Source organism: Aegicerativicinus sediminis (genome assembly GCF_015476115.1).
GTDB classification, from domain to species: Bacteria; Bacteroidota; Bacteroidia; order Flavobacteriales; family Flavobacteriaceae; genus Aegicerativicinus; species Aegicerativicinus sediminis.
In genome coordinates this window covers 2,934,636-2,952,987 of the sequence record NZ_CP064295.1, presented here as the reverse complement: position 1 = coordinate 2,952,987, position 18,352 = coordinate 2,934,636, and the positions used below count along the sequence as shown (strand labels likewise).

At 36.6% G+C, this 18,352-nt stretch carries 18 protein-coding genes; 11 read left to right on the top strand and 7 right to left on the bottom strand.

Features of this window, described 5'->3' with window-relative positions; genetic code table 11:
* Positions 1 to 116: 116 nt before the first annotated feature.
* The 6 genes from secA to ISU00_RS12720 all read left to right on the top strand — a co-directional run bounded on the left by secA (position 117) and on the right by ISU00_RS12720 (position 8,209).
* Positions 117 to 3,473 carry a preprotein translocase subunit SecA gene (secA, locus tag ISU00_RS12745; protein WP_228851051.1) on the top strand — a complete coding sequence of 1,119 codons (3,357 nt, stop codon included), beginning with the start codon at positions 117 to 119 and terminating at the stop codon, positions 3,471 to 3,473.
* Positions 3,474 to 3,568: 95 nt separating this feature from the next.
* Positions 3,569 to 3,991, top strand: coding sequence for a hypothetical protein (locus ISU00_RS12740; RefSeq protein ID WP_228851050.1), 423 nt, complete (start codon positions 3,569 to 3,571; stop codon positions 3,989 to 3,991).
* 59 nt (positions 3,992 to 4,050) lie between these two features.
* The gene (locus tag ISU00_RS12735; protein WP_228851049.1) at positions 4,051 to 5,010 is read left to right on the top strand and encodes an SMP-30/gluconolactonase/LRE family protein; all 960 of its coding nucleotides are present in this window, start codon (positions 4,051 to 4,053) and stop codon (positions 5,008 to 5,010) included.
* Positions 5,003 to 5,506 (top strand): gluconokinase, encoded by a 504-nt coding sequence (locus ISU00_RS12730; RefSeq protein WP_228851048.1) that lies wholly within the window; start codon positions 5,003 to 5,005, stop codon positions 5,504 to 5,506. Before ISU00_RS12735 ends, ISU00_RS12730 begins: the two co-directional genes overlap by 8 nt.
* Positions 5,490 to 6,884 carry a decarboxylating NADP(+)-dependent phosphogluconate dehydrogenase gene (gene gnd, locus ISU00_RS12725; RefSeq protein ID WP_228851047.1) on the top strand — a complete coding sequence of 465 codons (1,395 nt, stop codon included), beginning with the start codon at positions 5,490 to 5,492 and terminating at the stop codon, positions 6,882 to 6,884. The genes ISU00_RS12730 and gnd overlap by 17 nt, the downstream gene beginning before the upstream one ends.
* Complete coding sequence (locus ISU00_RS12720; protein ID WP_228851046.1) at positions 6,875 to 8,209, top strand: GntP family permease; 1,335 nt, start codon at positions 6,875 to 6,877, stop codon at positions 8,207 to 8,209. The genes gnd and ISU00_RS12720 overlap by 10 nt, the downstream gene beginning before the upstream one ends.
* Here ISU00_RS12720 and ISU00_RS12715 read toward each other — a convergent pair.
* From ISU00_RS12715 to ISU00_RS12700, 4 genes are read right to left on the bottom strand one after another with little or no spacing between them, the layout of a single operon-like run.
* Entirely contained in the window at positions 8,198 to 8,890 is a 693-nt protein-coding gene (locus ISU00_RS12715) for a peptidoglycan DD-metalloendopeptidase family protein (protein ID WP_228851045.1), read from the bottom strand. The genes ISU00_RS12720 and ISU00_RS12715 overlap by 12 nt on opposite strands.
* A gap of 33 nt (positions 8,891 to 8,923) precedes the next feature.
* Positions 8,924 to 10,504 carry a hypothetical protein gene (locus ISU00_RS12710; RefSeq protein ID WP_228851044.1) on the bottom strand — a complete coding sequence of 527 codons (1,581 nt, stop codon included), beginning with the start codon at positions 10,502 to 10,504 and terminating at the stop codon, positions 8,924 to 8,926.
* A gap of 14 nt (positions 10,505 to 10,518) precedes the next feature.
* Positions 10,519 to 11,112: a hypothetical protein gene (locus ISU00_RS12705; protein ID WP_228851043.1), complete on the bottom strand. Its 594-nt coding sequence runs from the start codon at positions 11,110 to 11,112 to the stop codon at positions 10,519 to 10,521.
* A complete protein-coding gene (locus ISU00_RS12700; protein WP_228851042.1) occupies positions 11,096 to 11,644 on the bottom strand; it encodes an RNA polymerase sigma factor in 549 nt (182 codons plus the stop codon). Before ISU00_RS12700 ends, ISU00_RS12705 begins: the two co-directional genes overlap by 17 nt.
* A gap of 213 nt (positions 11,645 to 11,857) precedes the next feature.
* On the opposite strand from ISU00_RS12700, the gene ISU00_RS12695 reads away from it, so the two are divergent.
* Positions 11,858 to 12,436, top strand: a complete 579-nt coding sequence (locus tag ISU00_RS12695; protein WP_228851041.1) for a DUF2911 domain-containing protein — start codon at positions 11,858 to 11,860, stop codon at positions 12,434 to 12,436.
* 4 nt (positions 12,437 to 12,440) lie between these two features.
* A complete protein-coding gene (meaB, locus tag ISU00_RS12690; protein ID WP_228851040.1) occupies positions 12,441 to 13,526 on the top strand; it encodes a methylmalonyl Co-A mutase-associated GTPase MeaB in 1,086 nt (361 codons plus the stop codon).
* On the opposite strand, the gene ISU00_RS12685 is transcribed toward meaB, so the two are convergent.
* Entirely contained in the window at positions 13,504 to 14,448 is a 945-nt protein-coding gene (locus tag ISU00_RS12685) for an NAD-dependent epimerase/dehydratase family protein (RefSeq protein ID WP_228851039.1), read from the bottom strand. The genes meaB and ISU00_RS12685 overlap by 23 nt on opposite strands.
* 150 nt (positions 14,449 to 14,598) lie before the next feature.
* On the opposite strand from ISU00_RS12685, the gene ISU00_RS12680 reads away from it, so the two are divergent.
* The 3 genes from ISU00_RS12680 to ISU00_RS12670 are packed head-to-tail and all read left to right on the top strand — an operon-like array spanning position 14,599 to position 17,538.
* A complete protein-coding gene (locus tag ISU00_RS12680; protein WP_228851038.1) occupies positions 14,599 to 15,315 on the top strand; it encodes a glycosyltransferase family 2 protein in 717 nt (238 codons plus the stop codon).
* Positions 15,312 to 15,935: a lipid-A-disaccharide synthase N-terminal domain-containing protein gene (locus tag ISU00_RS12675; RefSeq protein ID WP_228851037.1), complete on the top strand. Its 624-nt coding sequence runs from the start codon at positions 15,312 to 15,314 to the stop codon at positions 15,933 to 15,935. Before ISU00_RS12680 ends, ISU00_RS12675 begins: the two co-directional genes overlap by 4 nt.
* The gene (locus ISU00_RS12670; RefSeq protein WP_228851036.1) at positions 15,928 to 17,538 is read left to right on the top strand and encodes an ArnT family glycosyltransferase; all 1,611 of its coding nucleotides are present in this window, start codon (positions 15,928 to 15,930) and stop codon (positions 17,536 to 17,538) included. Before ISU00_RS12675 ends, ISU00_RS12670 begins: the two co-directional genes overlap by 8 nt.
* Here the strand turns inward: ISU00_RS12670 and ISU00_RS12665 are convergent.
* Together ISU00_RS12665 and ISU00_RS12660 are read right to left on the bottom strand one after the other, a co-directional pair.
* Entirely contained in the window at positions 17,525 to 18,100 is a 576-nt protein-coding gene (locus tag ISU00_RS12665; RefSeq protein WP_228851035.1) for a phosphatase PAP2 family protein, read from the bottom strand. The two genes, ISU00_RS12670 and ISU00_RS12665, sit on opposite strands and share 14 nt — an antisense overlap.
* Entirely contained in the window at positions 18,097 to 18,327 is a 231-nt protein-coding gene (locus ISU00_RS12660) for a hypothetical protein (protein WP_228851034.1), read from the bottom strand. The genes ISU00_RS12665 and ISU00_RS12660 overlap by 4 nt, the downstream gene beginning before the upstream one ends.
* Positions 18,328 to 18,352 lie beyond the last annotated feature (25 nt).

Below are 18,352 nucleotides of genomic sequence, written 5' to 3'. Positions count from 1 at the left end.
TGTTCTCAGTCGCCACAAAAAAATGCATAATCCGTATCTTTGATCGCTCCTTTAAGGCACCACTGATACTACATATAATTTGACAGCTTGATTGTCAAACATCAAAACATTTACTTATGAGTATTTTAGATTCAGTACTGAAAATTTTCGTTGGAGATAAATCCAAACAAGATATTAAGTCCATTTCTCCAGTTGTTGATCAAATAAAAACATTTGAAAAAGCATTAGAAGAACTTAGCAATGATGAGTTAAGGGCTAAAACAACCTATTTTAAAGAAAAAATCGCTGAGGCCCGTAAGCCTTTTAACGAAGAAAAGGCCAAATTGGCCGCAGAGGCTGAGGCCACTGAAGATATTGACCAAAGAGAAGATATTTACCAGCAAATTGATAGAATTGAAGATGATATTTTCTCGGTTACTGAAGATTTACTAAATGAGATTCTACCTGAAGCTTTTGCTGTTGTAAAGGAAACCGCCAAACGATTTGTAAACAATACCCAATTAAAAGTTACTGCCTCTCCTTTTGATCGAGAAATTTCTGGAGAGAAGGGCTATGTCACTCTAGAGGGAGACAATGCCTTTTGGGCAAATTCTTGGGATGCGGCCGGAAAGCCAATTACCTGGGACATGATTCACTACGACGTTCAGTTAATCGGTGGTATTGCTTTGCACCAAGGTAAGATTGCTGAGATGCAAACGGGTGAAGGTAAAACGCTTGTTGCTACGCTTCCTGTATACCTAAATGCCTTAGCTGGTAAGGGTGTGCACTTGGTAACGGTGAATGATTACCTAGCAAAAAGGGATAGCGCATGGATGGCTCCTTTATTTGAATTCCATGGATTGAGTGTAGATTGTATAGATTACCACAGACCTAATTCTGCTGCGCGTAAAAAAGCATATTTGGCTGATATCACTTACGGAACCAACAACGAATTTGGTTTTGATTACCTAAGGGATAATATGGCCCATTCGCCAGATGATTTGGTACAACGCCCACACCATTATGCTATTGTGGATGAGGTGGATTCTGTTTTAGTGGATGATGCGAGAACACCATTAATTATTTCAGGTCCAATTCCACAAGGTGATCGCCATGAGTTTTTGGAATTAAAACCCAAAGTAGATTCCATCGTTGGTGTTCAGCGAAAATATCTAACCGGAGTTTTAGCTGAAGCGAAAAAATTAATTTCTGCAGGAGATACAAAAGAAGGCGGGTTCCAATTATTGCGTGTTTATAGGGGTATGCCTAAAAATAAGGCCCTTATTAAATATTTAAGTGAAGAGGGTATCAAACAGTTGCTTCAAAAAACTGAAAACCAATATATGCAAGACAACAACCGTGAGATGCCTAAGGTAGATGCGGAGTTGTATTATGTTATAGATGAGAAAAACAACCAAATAGAACTATCCGATAAAGGGGTTGAATATCTTTCTGGTGCAGATGATCCCAATTTCTTTGTAATGCCAGAAATGGGAACTGAAATTGCTAAAATTGAATCCCAAGGTTTATCTAAAGAAAAAGAAGCGGAGGCGAAAGAAGATTTGTTCAGGGATTTTAGTGTAAAATCTGAGCGTATACATACCCTAAATCAACTTTTGAAAGCCTATGCCCTGTTTGAAAAAGACACACAATATGTCGTTATCGATAATAAGGTAATGATTGTTGATGAGCAGACAGGTCGTATTATGGAAGGACGTCGGTATAGTGACGGTCTTCACCAGGCGATTGAAGCCAAGGAAAACGTTAAGATTGAGGATGCTACCCAAACTTTTGCAACGGTTACACTTCAAAATTACTTCAGAATGTACCGCAAACTTGCTGGTATGACCGGTACGGCGATTACAGAAGCTGGTGAATTCTGGGAAATCTATAAATTGGATGTAGTTGAAATACCAACCAACAGACCTATTGCAAGAGACGACCGTGAAGATTTGGTGTATAAAACCAAACGTGAAAAATATAATGCTGTAATAGAAGAAGTTTCTAAACTTTCAGAAGCCGGAAGACCTATCTTGATTGGTACAACTTCTGTTGAAATTTCGGAATTACTTTCTAAAATGCTCACCATCCGCAAGATTCCACATAATGTATTGAACGCAAAACTACACAAGAAAGAGGCAGATATTGTTGCGGAAGCAGGTAGAGCCGGACAAGTTACTATTGCTACCAATATGGCGGGTCGTGGTACGGATATTAAATTAGGAAATAATGTTAAGGATGCTGGAGGTTTGGCCATTATTGGTACAGAGCGTCACGATTCCCGTCGGGTTGATAGGCAGTTGAGAGGTAGAGCTGGTCGTCAAGGAGATCCAGGTAGTTCCCAATTTTATGTATCCCTAGAGGATAACCTAATGCGTTTATTTGGAAGTGAGCGTATCGCCAAATTGATGGACCGAATGGGCCTACAAGAGGGTGAGGTAATTCAGCACAGTATGATTACCAAATCTATTGAGCGTGCACAGAAAAAAGTTGAGGAAAACAACTTTGGTATACGTAAACGTCTGTTGGAATATGACGACGTAATGAACGCCCAAAGAGAAGTTGTTTATAAGAGAAGACATCATGCCTTATTCGGGGATCGCTTGAGAGTGGATTTGGCAAATATGATTTATGACACTGCTGAAGGAATTGCTGAAAGCAATAAGGCAACGAATGATTTCAAGAATTTCGAATTTGAATTAATTCGTTTCTTCTCTATGAGCTCACCAATTACTGAGGCTGAGTTTGGCTCTAAATCTTATATGGAAATTGCTGGTATCGTTTATAAGGCAGCTTTTCAACATTATAGAGATAAAATGCAGCGCAATGCTGAAATTGCCTTCCCCGTAATTAAAAATGTTTATGAAAACCAGGGCGATAAATTTAAGCGTATTGTGGTTCCGTTTACCGATGGGGTTAAAACCTTGAATGTGGTTACGGATTTGCAAAAATCTTATGAAACCCAAGGTAAGCAGTTGGTGAATGACTTTGAAAAAAATATCACACTCGCCATAGTAGATGACGCTTGGAAAACCCACTTACGTAAAATGGACGAATTGAAACAGTCCGTTCAGTTGGCCGTACACGAACAAAAAGATCCATTACTTATTTATAAGTTTGAAGCTTTTGAATTGTTCAAGAGTATGTTAGATCAAGTAAACAAGGATGTAATTTCGTTCTTGTTTAAAGGTGAATTGCCAAGCGAAAACACAAATAACATTCAAGAGGCACGTACCCCAAAACGCAGTGAAAAGTTAGAAACTTCCAAAGAGGAAATTCCGAATATGGATGAAAGGGCAGCCCAAAGTAGAGCTGCTGGAAATACCCAAAGACAACCAGAAGTTGTAGAAACCATTGTTAGGGATAAACCAAAAATTGGAAGAAACGATAGAGTGACCATTAAGAATGTAATGACGGGTGAAAATAAGGCCCTAAAATATAAGCAGGCAATCCCACTAATAGATAAGGGAGACTGGGTTTTGGTCGAAGAATAATTCGTTAAAAACTTTGTGAAATGTAATTATCCGGGGGTTGTTAGCCTCCGGATAATTTTTGTAATATTGAAAACTAACATTAAACTAGTTAATCTATGAAAAATGTGCTTGCCACTGCCGTGGGTCTTGTAGTAGCTTATGGAATCACCACTGTCTTAGAAAGCCTTGGCCTTGCCCTATTTCCTCCAAAAGGAGGGGTTGAATATATAAATTCTGTTTGGTTGCGCGACCATATAACAGATTTATCCCTAGGAGCACAACTAGTGGTATTACTAGCACATTTATTAGGAATTATGGGCGGTATGGTTATCGCAGCAATGATTTCTAAATCTTCTTTGGCTCCTTCTTTAATTGTTGCTTCCTTTATGCTCTTGGCGGCCTTTATCAATTTTATCCTAATCCGTGATTTAATGAAATTTATGGTATTTGATTTAATTGTATTGGGAATTGGATTTTATATTGGGTTACAAAATTCCAAAAAGAGGATTACCCAAGGCCCGGACGATACCGTATCCTAAAATTTGTTGTTTTGAAACCTTTCATTACATCAATTTTATTATTAAGCTTATGCCTAACTTTGGGGTTACAATCATGTTCTGATAAAAAAAAGGAACAACAACGAATTGAAACCTCAAGCTCCGAAATGCAAATAAGTGCTGACAATGTTGCCTCCTTAGAGTTAGAAACCAAGGCAAAATTGGGAGAAGGCTCCATATGGAATTATAAGAGTGGAGAGCTTTATTGGGTGGATATTGAAAGTAAAAAAGTCAATTTTTACAATCCTAAAACCAAAACAAACCGAACCATTTCACTTCCCTCCATGGTTGGTACCGTTGTACCTAAATCTGACAGCCTTTGTGTGGTAGCATTGGAAGATGGTATTTATGAATTGAATATGTTTACTTCGGAGTTGAACCAAATATCGGATGTGGAAAAGGATATCACTACCAATCGGTTCAATGATGGGAAATGTGATCCTGCAGGTAGACTTTGGGTAGGTTCCATGGCATTCAAACAGACTAAAAATGACGCAAACCTTTATATGGTTTTACCTAATGGTGAAACGGTGAAAAAATTGGATAGTGTTACCATTTCCAATGGTATTGTTTGGACGAAGGATAAAAAAACCATGTATTATATAGATACCCCGACTTCTGCCATAAAAGCCTTTGATTTCGATTTGACCACCGGAAATATCTCCAATGAGAGAATTGCGGTTGAGATTCCAGAATCCCTAGGTTACCCCGATGGAATGACCATTGATAATGAGGATAAATTATGGGTCGGTATGTGGAATGGCACCGGTGTTCTCAGGTTCGATCCGTTAACTGGGTCTGTACTGAGCAAAATTGAAGTTCCTGCCCAGAACATTACCTCTTGCGCTTTTGGGGGTGATGACTTAGAAACCTTGTACATCACAACTGCAAGCATTGGAATGACAAAAGAACAAGAAGCTAAGTATCCTCTAGCTGGTTCAGTATTTAAAGCTCATCCGGGGGTCAAGGGAGTACCTTGCTATTTTTTCGGGGATGAGTGAAAATCATCTCATTATAATAATGGGTGTTAGTGGAAGCGGTAAAACTACTATTGGCAGAAAGCTTGCAGAATCAATAAACATCCCTTTTTATGATGCAGATGATTACCACCCCGAGGCGAATGTAGTAAAAATGACTAAGGGAATCCCACTTAACGATGAGGACCGTCTGCCTTGGCTGAAAAACTTGAAAGAACATCTTAAAGAATGGAAAGGCAAAGGTGGTGCTATTCTCGCCTGTTCTGCACTTAAAAAATCGTATAGAGAAATTCTTAATTCTTCTGATGATGGCATTTTTTGGATATATCTAGAAGGTTCCAAATCACTAATTTCCAATCGAATGAAGGCTCGTAAAGGGCATTATATGCCTTCCAGATTGTTAGACTCTCAATTTGCAACACTTGAAACCCCCTCCGAAGCCTTAAAAATTAATATTGAAAAAACACCAACAGAAATTGTAAATTACATCCAAAGTCACCTCCATGAACAAGGGAAATGATTTAGGTATAATTGGTTTGGGTACCATGGGAAGCCAATTAGCATTGAATGCGGCAGAAAATGGCATTCAGGTTTCTGTATATAATCGAGACATAGGTCTAGAAAAAGGGACTGTAGATAACTTTATTGAATCATTACCGAATAATTTCGAAATAAACGGTTTCATAGAATATCATGCTTTTATTGCGTCCTTAAACCATCCCAAAACCATTTTACTAATGGTTCCAGCAGGTATTATAGTCGATACTGTAATTGAAGAGTTATTACCTTTTTTAGACAATGGTGATATACTCATCGATGGCGGCAATTCATTTTATAAAGACAGTAATCGCAGATATAGAAATCTAAAAGAGAAAGGACTGCATTTTATTGGGTGTGGTATTTCTGGAGGATCTGAAGGGGCACGGCATGGATGCTCAATGATGCCGGGAGGCAGCAAAGTTGGCTATGATATCACTAAAAACATTTTTTCCAAATTAAGTTCAAAGGATAAAAACGACCATCCTTGCATGAATTTTATAGGAAATGAAGGGGCCGGACATTTTGTAAAAATGATTCATAATGGCATAGAGTATGGTGAGATGCAGTTGATAGCTGAAACCTACTCATATCTTGCCCTTTATATGGGAAAAGAAGAAATTGCATCCCTATTCAAATCTTGGTGCAAACAGGGATATTCAAGTTATTTACTTGAAATAACTATTGAAATTCTTACTAAGAAAGATGAAAAGGGATATGTTTTGGATAGAATTTCAGACAAAGCTTCAGGAAAAGGAACAGGCCAATGGTCTGTAAATGCAGGGCTTGAATTAGGTTCTGTGGTATCAGTAATGGCAGCTGCTCTTAATGCACGTTTACTGTCCTCAGATTCTGAGTTACGGCAAAATGATCTTCAGGTATTCCCTAAAGGGAACATACCTCAACTTGCGGAAATCGAAATTCTAGAAGCCTTTTTTTTTGCCCGACTTATAAATCACCTTCAAGGGTTTCACTTAATACAACAGGCATCAACAGAGTATAGCTGGCATCTCAATTTAAAAGAGATTGCTCGTATTTGGACCAATGGATGTATTATTCGTTCTGAGCTAATGGAACAATTGGCCTTTACAGAAACTTTCTGGAATGGGTTATTGGATTTAGAATGGGTAAAGGATACACTTGAGAGTAATTTAAATTCCGTTAGAACTTTAATCAGACGCAGCGCAGAATTATTGCATCCAATGGACGCTTATTCTTCAGCTTTTAATTTTTGGTTAGCCCTAAACAAACAGCAATTACCGACCAATCTTATTCAAGCGCAACGTGATTATTTTGGTAACCATGGCTTTAAATTAAGTGATGGTTCAGATGATAATTTACATCATTACGCATGGAATTAGGTCTGATCTTAGCAGTCTTAGGAGGAATCGCTGTATTATTACTGCTAATCCTTCGATTTAAATTACAAGCTTTTTTAGCCTTATTAATTGGCAGTATAGTAGTAGGTATACTCGCTGGTATTTCTCCCAATGAAATCATGACATCCATACAAAATGGTATGGGAAATACCCTTGGTTTTGTTGCAGTTGTTGTAGGACTTGGTGCCATCTTCGGAGCTATATTGGAACAATCGGGAGGTGCCAATGCTATAGCGAATTACCTTTTGAAATTAGTTGGGGATAAAAAAGCTGGCTGGGCGCTCATGGCCACTGGTTTTATCATTTCTATCCCAGTCTTTTTTGATGTTGCTTTTATAATATTAATTCCCCTTTTATATTCTATTCAGAGGAGGACAAGAAAATCATTGTTACTTTATGCTATACCCCTATTAGCTGGATTAGCAGTAACACATTCCTTTATACCACCTACTCCAGGCCCAATAGCTGTAGCAGATATATTAAATGCTGATTTAGGATGGGTTATCATATTGGGTATATTGGTTGGACTGCCAACTGCTATAATAAGTGGGCCTCTGTTCGGCAAGTATATTTCATCCAAAATTTTTGTTGAAGCGCCGAAACTTATTGAAACGGATGATAGCGAGCATGTCTCTCCCCCTATTGGATTAATTTTTATTATCATATCAATTCCAATTGTATTAATCGTTTGTAATACCGTTGTTTCTAATCTAAACAACATTGACACATCAGCCATTTGGTTCAAGCTAATTCAACTTATGGGCCATCCATTTGGGGCCTTAATTATTGCAAATCTGCTCGCATGGTATCTATTGGGAACAAAAAGAGGTTTCAGTTCAAAGCAACTTTTAACTATTTCCACCAAATCGCTCAATGCCGTAGGAGCAATTATTTTGCTTACCGGGGCCGGAGGAGTTTTTAAAGAAATTCTGATTACCACACACATAGGCGAAATGATAGGAAACTTGATTTCTGAACAGGGTTTTGGACTTTTGATCATGGCTTTTTTGGTTGCTTCTTTAGTAAGGATATTGCAAGGATCAGCTACAGTGGCCATGATAACTGCCGCTGGCTTGGTTGCTCCCGCATTAAGTCCAGAATCTTCTGAGACTACTAAGGCGTTTTTGGTCTTAGCCATTGCTAGTGGGGCCACTATCCTTTCCCATGTTAATGATAGTGGGTTTTGGTTGGTAAGTAATTATTTGGGGTTATCGGAAAAACAAACGTTTCGAAGTTGGACGGTTATGACATGTTTGCTATCCTTAACTGGCTTCGCCCTAATTTTACTTTTACAATTATTTTTCTAAGCCTAGTAACATATTAGGATTTGGACAGTTTGATTTATAGAAATCTAATTTAGATTGTTCGCATACGCCAGGATAATCTCCATAATTATCTTCTAAATCTAAAATTATTTGAAAGTGAAGGTGAGGCGGATAATCGCCATTAACTTTAGCACTACCCAATTTACCTATTACAGCGCCTTGTTCTATTGAATCTCCATCATTTAAACCTATTAAAGATTCTACACTTAAATGTCCATAGAGTGTATAAAATGAAAACCCCTCTATCATATGAGAAAGTATAATAGTAGGACCATAATTTCCATAACCTTCGTTATTTTGATAACTATGAAGTTTTCCTTCCCAAGCTGCCAATACAGATGTCCCTTCTTTACACCAAAAGTCCACACCTAAATGGATGTTGCGTTCTTCGAGTTGGGTGTGTTTAAAATGTTCACTTCTTTGGTAAATACCTCTTTTTTCTAGGTAACCACCAAACCCAACTTTTGATTTGTTTTCCTTTAATTGTCCAAACACATATTCCCCTAATTCTTTAGAGGATGAAACGTTAAACTTTTGTAAATCGGGATTAGTTGTTGAAAGATCTATTTTAGAATAGGATTTTCTTGATAGTGAAGTATCTAAAACGTTTGGATTTAAACGTTTTAATGTATCAACAACATGAAGTGGTATATTTAAAGGCATTTGCTATTCTTGGATGGAACCAAAAATAGCAAACTATTGGGTGATAACGTGACTAAATTTGGAGTTGATCACCAAGGTTTTTCCGGAAGAAATTTCACCAGTAGAAAAGGAGGTTGCACGTTCATCTATAGATTTGGGGTGGCTAAATCGGGATTTGGTTCCTTTATATTGAAATTGGTAGGTAGTTGATGGCAAATTGATAACAGCATCACTATTTTCTAGAATGATGTTGATATTTTTAAAATTATCGGCAATTGTATTAATATTTAAGTCCCCAAAAGTTCCTTCTATAATTGCATTACTCCGAATAGTTCCGATACCAATATTTGAAGAATTAGAGGATAACACCAAATGAGTAACGTCATCAATTTTTGCCTTCTCAACATAGTTCAATTTTAATTCACCCTGCTCCCAATTAGAAATAATAACGGGAGAATAAGACACATTGATGGAAGTCTTGCTTCCATCAATGTGATCTGCTATAAGTGTGGCATATGAAATATCAGCCTTTAAATCGTTGATAATCGAAGATAACTTAAGTTCCCCATGCCTTACATTCATTTTCAGTTTTCCATTTTTAGGCATCTTAATTTTAATGGTCTTAATTACATCTTGTTTACCTAATTCTCGGGCTCTCGCTCTATCAGCCCTCATTTTGGCCATATCTGCCTGTCGCTCCGACAAACGCTCTTGACGTTCAACCATAACTTTCTCACGCTCTTTCATTCTTTCTTCAATCACTTTGGCTCTTTCTTCTAGACGCTTGGAACGTTCTTCCATTTCCTTACCATATCGCTTTTCCCAAGCTTCCATACGCTTTTCGTATTCCTTACCCCAAGTTTCTCCAAACTTTTTGCCCCAAGCTTCCATTTCCATTTCATATTCCTTGCCAAATTTGGCACCAAAGGCTTCACCCCATGCTTCCATACGCTTTTCGTAATCTTTCCAGTCTGATTGGGCAAATTTTTTAGCCCATGCTTTCATTTTTTCCTTGTACTCTTTGCCATATTTCTTTTCAAACTCAGCACTCCATTTATTTAAATAAGCCTCACCCTCCTTCTCATAGGCATCGTAGTCGAAATTAACATTATGTACCCCTTCTGGGAGCTCAGGTAGCTCAGGCATTTCTGGCATCTCCGGCATTTCTGGCATTTCCATCATCCGCTTTGGCAATTCTGGCATTTCTGGCAAATCTGGTATTTGAGGAATATCCGGTAAATCAATTAGACCTAATTCTAATTCTCTCAGGGCTCTCATGGATTCTCCGTCAAAATGCAATTCCCTCATATCCCAGCCACCTATATTTCCTTTAGAAGTAATGGAAACATTAGACGAGGATCCGTCAATGTCTAAATTCCAATTATCAATTACTTCTTTCAATTCTTCCTTGGAAAGCTTTTCACTTTCAACAAAAGCTTCAATTTCAACCGTATTACGGTTCCAGGTATCCACCTCAATTTGCACATAGTTAGTGTTGAGATCGATAACAACGTCGCTATTCACCTTAATGCTCTGCGAGACCTTATTGATCTTCTCCTGTGCCAAGGACATGGTAGCAATACTTGCAAAAAGCATGGTTAAGGTTAATAATCTTATTGATTTAATTGTTTTCATTGGTTCTGTTCGTTTTAACTAATTGATTCAGTTTCGTCTGTAATTCCTAAACTTTTAAGCTGTTCCCTTAATCTTAAAAGTAAATTCAAACGGAGTTTTAGGTTATCTATAAGGGCATTAACCGTTAATTCGTTAGGACCGTTCTCTGTAAGTTCTTTGTTGAGATTAGTATATTCCTTATTCAATTCTTCCAGCCTCTTTAGGTAGCCGTCAATGAGATCCTTGTTCTCATTGTTCATTTTCATACCGGACAACTCAGTGTTAATAGCGGCCATATAATAATCTTCGACTTTCTTTAGGTCTGGAGAGACATCTCCTAAAGTTTTAAGGTTGTCATCATCAGTATTTTTAGCATCCACCACCTGGTTGGCCGGACTTGCATCCACATTGGAATTATTGCCAAATTCATTAATTGCAAAATATCCAATCCCTAAAAACACTATTAGTGATGCTGCAATTTTTAACCACATCCATGATTGCAACTTCTTAACTTTAGGTTGAAAGTCATTTAACCGTTGTAAAAATCGCTCCTCATGGCCAACCGGCATTTTAATCTGCTGATCTTCCAGTTTGGAATTCTTGAACATTTCTCTAATATCCTTTGACATGTTTAATCTCTTTTAAACGTTCCTGTAATTTAATTTTCCCTCTTGAAAGCTGTGTCCTTGAAGCTACTTCTGTAATATTTAGTATTTCAGAAATTTCTTGATGGTCATACCCTTCGATGAGATAAAGCATCAAAACCATTCGATATTTTTCCGGTAACTCGTCAATTACCTCCTTAACATCCTCAATGGTTATGCAATCGTCAACAAACCATTCGTCCTCATAATCATCAACTACCTTCAGGTGAATTTCGCTGAGCTCTAGCAACTGTTTTTTACGAGCCTTCAGCTGGTCGATACATTTATTGATAACGATACGTTTCAACCAAGCCCCAAAAGACACCTCAGCTTCGAATTGATCGATTTTTGCAAATGCCTTTATAAATGATTCCTGAACAACATCTTCTGCCTCCATACTATCCTTTACAAAGCGCATAGCCACTAAATACATTCCGTTACAATATTGACGGTACAAATTCATTTGAGCTGTACGATCATTATTCTTGCACCTTTCGATTATGTCAGGCTGAAGCATTCGCTAGCGGTTCTTTTGGTTCTTGGTTTAGTTCACTATAAAGACGATGCACTTTTGGCAGTGTGGCAAAAATTTCAAAAAAAATATGATTTTATCAGATTTTGTTGAAATTCGCGTTAAGCTCATTTAGCGGTAAAACATAAAATGTATCTTTACGGCTTGAAATTATGAGGTGTTATACACTTCACAACCATTAAATTTAAACAATAGGAAATGAATAAATTCTTGAGAGGTGTATTAATCTTTTTGATTTTTGTTGCAGTTGGATTATTTCTATATAATTACTTCGTCGAGAATATTTTTGATAGGAGATTAAGTCCCAAGGATACGGTTGAATATAAATTAAATGATTTAAAATTAACGGTTTTTTATAACCGGCCCTATAAACGAGACCGATTAATATTTGGAGGATTAGTCCCGTATGGAGAGGTTTGGAGAACTGGAGCGAATGAGGCAACTACCTTTTCTACCAATAAAAATCTTATAATTAAGAATTATGAATTGCCGGCTGGCGAATATACATTATGGACAGTTCCCACAGATTCTACCTGGCAGGTTATTTTTAACACCAAACAATATCCTTGGGGAGTGGATGAGCACATGAACCCAATGCGTGAACCAGAATTTGATTATCTTAATGTTACAGTTCCTTCCGAGCAAATAGATACTGAAGTGGAACAATTTACTATAGGCTTTAACAATACTACAGGGAATATTAAAATGACAATGGCTTGGGAAACCACAAAAATTGAAGTGCCATTGGATGTTTTAAAAGACCCTCTTTTAGATTAAACTAGTGTCCAAAAAAAAGCGAACATCGGCCATTGATGAAGTAGAAGGAATTGAAGATCCCCAAGAAATTAATGCGCTTCTCGCTAAATCTTTAAAGGCAAAAAGAAAAACCAAAAGTTCAGTCGAACAACTAACCAAACAATTATTTGAAGGAAACATTACTGCCCTGAGTAAGGCCATTACTTTGGTTGAAAGCAGTAATCCAAAAGATAAGGAATCCGCTAAACTTATTGTTAATAGATGTTTGCCTAAAACTGGCCAATCTATTCGGATAGGAATTACTGGAGTTCCTGGAGTTGGTAAAAGTACCTTTATAGAAAGTTATGGTAACTTTTTGGTTGATAATGGCAAAAAAGTCGCTGTATTGGCGGTAGACCCTAGCAGTTCTATTAGCAAAGGAAGTATTTTGGGCGATAAAACCCGAATGGAGACCCTTGTAAAAAGGGATAATGTATTTGTAAGACCAACAGCGGCTGGAACTGCACTCGGAGGAGTTGCAAGAAAAACCAGAGAAACAATTTTGTTATGTGAAGCTGCTGGATTTGATTATCTAATCATTGAAACCGTTGGCGTTGGACAAAGCGAAACTATGGTTCATAGTATGGTGGATTTCTTTTTGCTATTAAAATTATCCAATGCAGGAGATGAGCTCCAAGGCATTAAACGGGGAATAATGGAAATGGCTGATCTAATAGTAATCAATAAAGCTGATGGTGATAACTTAAAGAGAGCCAAATTAGCCCAAACCGAATTTAAAAGGGCCATGCATCTTCTTCCGGCAAAAGAAAGTAATTTTATAACTGAAGTTCTATTGGCAAGTGCCATAAATAATGAAGGCATTTCCGAAATCGATAAGGTAATTTCAGATTATGTTGAACATGTTAAGAAATCAGGTTTTTTCCAAGAAAAGCGATTTCAGCAACAACTATTTTGGTTAAAACATACTGTTGAACAACACCTTTATGATAAGTTTTATGAAAGCCCAGTTATTAAGGAAGCCTTTAAACAACAAAAATCTTTACTAAAGGAAGGAAAAATAACAGCCTTTGAAGCTGCAGACTATTTACTTAGTCTACAAAATTTGTCTTAAACCATTCCACCTGTGCCTCAACAGCTTCAATTAAGCTTGTTTGAGGATTATAATTTAAAATCTTTCGAGCCTTATCAATATTAGCCTTTGTTCTCAATTGGTCTCCAGCTCGTTTAGGAACGACTTTAATTTCAATGGATTTGCCTAATACTTGTTCAACGGCTTCAATCCCTTCTTGAGTTGTATGTTCAACTTCTGTACCTATGTTAAAGATTTCCCCGTCAATTTCATCTTCCTTACCTATTACAGATACAACGCCATCCACAATATCACCTACATAAGTAAAACTTCGTAAATGGCTGTCACTACCTTCAAACAATGGAAATGGTTCACCTTTTAGGCCCAAATCAATTAATTTGGTATACATTTTTTCAGGCCTCTCCCGTGGACCTATTACTGAATATAGACGTAAAGAACAAGCTTTCATTTGCTTTTCCCTACTCTTTTGAAGGACCAATTGCTCTGCTGCCAATTTTGTTACCCCATAAAATGATGCGGGTTTCGGGGCTACATTTTCTGGACTTGTAGCTTCAAGACCATAAATTGAGGAAGTACCTATATTAACGAACATTTTTAAATCCGTACAGTTTAATCCGAAATCAATGAGATTTTTGGTAGCAATAAAGTTGTTGGAAAAATAATCCTCAAAGGATGATGTAGAAGAGATACCAGGTTGGGCAGCAAAATGAAAAATATAATCAATATCCTTCGTCAAATTTTTTCCAAAATCAGGGTCCCTCAAATCTGCCTCATATATTTCTACACCAGCGTCTTCTATAGATTTGGCATTTAATCGTTTCAATTCTATAGAATAATAGTTATTGAAATTGTCTAAACCTATTACGTTATGACCTAATTGTCGCAATCTTTCAGCTGTGTGTGATCCAATAAATCCAGCCGCACCGGTAACAAGAATATTCATCTGAAGAATTTAATAACCTAAGATAAGTTCAACAACTGTCGACCTTAAAGAAGTTCATTAATTAAACCACAAAGAAACAACATTTCTTTAGAATTCATAAAGTCTGTCTTAAGATAAAAAGAATACATTTGTACTTGCATAAAGGCATTCATGGAACACCAACTAACCATAGTTGTACCGGTTTACAACGAGGAAGCAAATCTTAAGAGAGTTGAAACTGAATTAAAAAACTATATAGACAATGCACCTATAAAGACTTTTGTTTTATTGGTAAATGATGGCTCTAAAGACAAAAGCTTAGAATTAATTAAGGCTATAAACCAAAGAGATTCAAGGTTTAAGTTCATTTCATTCAAAGAAAATAGAGGATTAAGTGCTGCAATAAAAGCAGGGTTCGATTATTCAAACACCTCCTTAACTGGATATATAGATTCAGACTTGCAAACCAATCCTGAAGATTTCAATTTACTTTTGGAACATATTGGCACTCACGATTTGGTTACAGGTAATCGTACGGATCGAAAAGATAGTTTTACCAAAAATATATCCTCAAAAATAGCAAACGGTATTCGCAGAGCCTTCACGCACGATGGAATGGATGACACGGGTTGCCCTTTAAAAATTATAAAAACAGACGTTGCGAAGAAAATACCCATGTTTAAAGGATTACATCGTTTTTTGCCTGCCATGGTAATGTTACAAAATGGAAAAATCATACAAGTTCCGGTAAGGCATTATCCTCGTATTGCTGGCAAGGCAAAATTTGGTTTATGGAATAGACTTTTAGGACCCCTTATCGATTGTTTTGCCTTTCTCTGGATGAAAAAGAAATACATAAATTATAATGTGGGAGATAAAAGCCTATGAGTGACGCCATAATATTCGGTATTGGCTTTTTGGCGCAGATATTATTTTCTTCACGGCTTATCGTACAATGGATTTCTTCGGAGAAACAAAAAAAGGTTGTCACACCATCTCTGTTTTGGGTTTTAAGTTTAGTTGCTTCCTTCCTACTATTTATATATGGCTATTTTAGAAACGATTTTGCCATTATGCTAGGTCAAGGTTTGACCTATTTCATTTACATAAGAAATCTACAATTACAGGGACAGTGGCAAAAAATACCAAGACTTGTTAGGGTTCTTCTCTTTTTAGTCCCAGTATTTATTGGCATTTTCTATTTCAATAATAATTCGATTGATGTTGAATTACTATTCAAAAATGAAAAAATTCCTTTATGGCTTCTAATTTTAGGTATCGTTTCACAGATTATTTTCACCTTTCGATTTATTTACCAATGGGCACATTCTGAGCGTAAAAAGGAATCCCATTTGCCGCTTGGTTTTTGGATATTGAGTCTGCTGGGTTCTAGTTTAATTTTGCTTTATGCCATATTCAGGAAAGATCCTGTCTTATTTTTAGGCCATGGCTTAGGTTCTTTTATTTATGCCAGGAACATAATTATTTCAAGGAGGACTGATGATTAGGTTATTTAAATACCATCCAAAACTTACTATAGCAATTATTGTATTAGTAATTGGCCTTGGTGCGTCGGCAACTCTCCCAGTGAGCATCATGGAAGCCAGAAATTTTGTGACAGCTCGTGAAATGTTAACGGATGGGAATTGGCTTTTAACTACAATGAACGGTGAGGCACGATATGAAAAACCTCCTCTGCCAACCATGTTTAGTGCTATCTCAGCCTCAATATTTGGTATAACTTCTTTTGCAATGCGATTGCCAGCCCTTTTAATGGTTATTTTACTTGGCATTTTCTGTAACAAGATCTCCTTTTTATTAACTAAAGATTACAGATTAAGCCTGTTAGGTTCAATAATAACAGTTACGTCTTTTTATGTATTGGCTATAGTTATAGAAGCCCCTTGGGATATTTATGCGCACACATTTATGACAATATCCCTTTATTTTGGATTAGTCTTTATTCAATCCACAGATCTTCGTGTAGCGGCTATATTGGGAGTTATTCTTTTTGCGGCAGGGGCATTTTTGAGTAAAGGTCCAATCCCATACTATGCATTATTGCTGCCTTTTTTAATTAGCCTAATAATTAATTATGGCGGAGATTTCATAAAGAAAAGAATTTTGATATTCTTCCTACTAATGCTTTTAGGATTAGCCTTCGGAAGTTTGTGGTACTTGTATGTAAGATTGGAAGACCCTTTTACGATTGAGGCCATCGCAAGTAAAGAAACCTCCAATTGGTCTTCCTATAACGTGCGTCCATTTTATTATTACTGGAGCTTTTTCACACAAAGTGGATTGTGGACCATACCAGCACTAATGAGTTTATTGTACCCCCATTTGAAAAACAAAGTAAAACATACCAAATATTATAAATTTGTCTGGTGGTGGACCATATTAGCGGTAATATTCCTTTCCGTAATTCCAGAGAAAAAATCGCGTTACCTAATGCCGGTTTTAATCCCTTTAAGCTTAACAATCAGCAATTACATACAATATGCAATAGACCATGGAAAGAAATTAAATAGATTGGAAAAATTACCTATCTACCTTCATTTTGGTCTTATAACAATTTTAGCCCTTGTTTTACCAATAGCAATTTGGTTTATTAATTCTGAGCTTCATATTGATAATTATTGGTTAATATTTACATCAGTAATTGTATTGGCAATTGGTAGTGTATCTGCGCTCTATCTTGTAAAATTCAATGTGAAACAACTTACGTTATTAAGTATAGTTTTTCTAATGGCGATAGCTTCAACAGCGCCCCTAATTTTAAAAAGTGAAGACACCAATATTGCAAAGGCTAAGGAATCGTTTAGAAACTTAAATGAGTCTGATGAAAACATCTATGGCTTACCCCCTCTTTCGCCTGAGTTTATATGGTATTATGGAAAGAAATTACCTGCTTTAGATACTAAAAATTTATCGAATAAAGAGGTATTGATTATTTCCGAATATAGAAATGATATTGAAAAAGATTTCATTTCTAAAACCTTCAATATGAAATTATTGGAAACTTTTGACTTTAATCAAACGACAGATTCTTCCAGCTCAACCTATAAGAAAAGGCTTAAAGCTGCCTTATATAAGATTAGCCTACGCTAACAAATTTTTTGATAAGATATAGATTGAGTTTGTAAAAACCATATCCACACATGGCACCGAAAATCATACCACTAAGAATATCCAAGGGATAATGAACTCCTATATAAACTCTACTATAGGCCATTAAAAATGCCCAAACAATAAGTATCCACTTTAAATATTTAAATCTATAGCGGAGCATAAAACCTATAAATACGGCAAGAGCCATTGAATTAGAAGCGTGTCCTGAGAAATACCCATATCGACCTCCACAACTACTCTTCACTAGTCTTATTTTATCTGCTAATTCATCTAACTGACAAGGCCTTGGCCGTTGCAATCCATGCTTAAATAGATTTGTTATTTGATCTGTAAATAATACCATCGCAGCAACCACAACGATGGTTACCAAAAGCGGCTTAAGTCCTAACTGCTTATAAAGAAGATACAGTAAAATGGCATAAAGTGGAATCCAATTAAATTTACTGGTATATGCCATCCAGAAGGCATCCCAATTTGTGGAACCCAGGTTGTTCAAATAAATGAAAAGCTCTGTATCGAATTCCAACAATTTTTCAATCATTCAAGATCGTATCTATTAATTTCCCTGTCATAAAATTCTGAGGCAGCTTGAATTAAATTGGGCATTTCATCCTCCAAATCTCGCTTATCCTGTGCATCAAATTCCTCTAACCACTCAACTTCATCATTTTCCAAATTAATGATAAAACGAGGATAATCGGTATGAATGATAAAAATGGCATTTGGAAAGTCGGTATTATCCCCCATTAAAAATTTTGGCAATTCCATTTTTTGAAGCTATATATTAAAACAA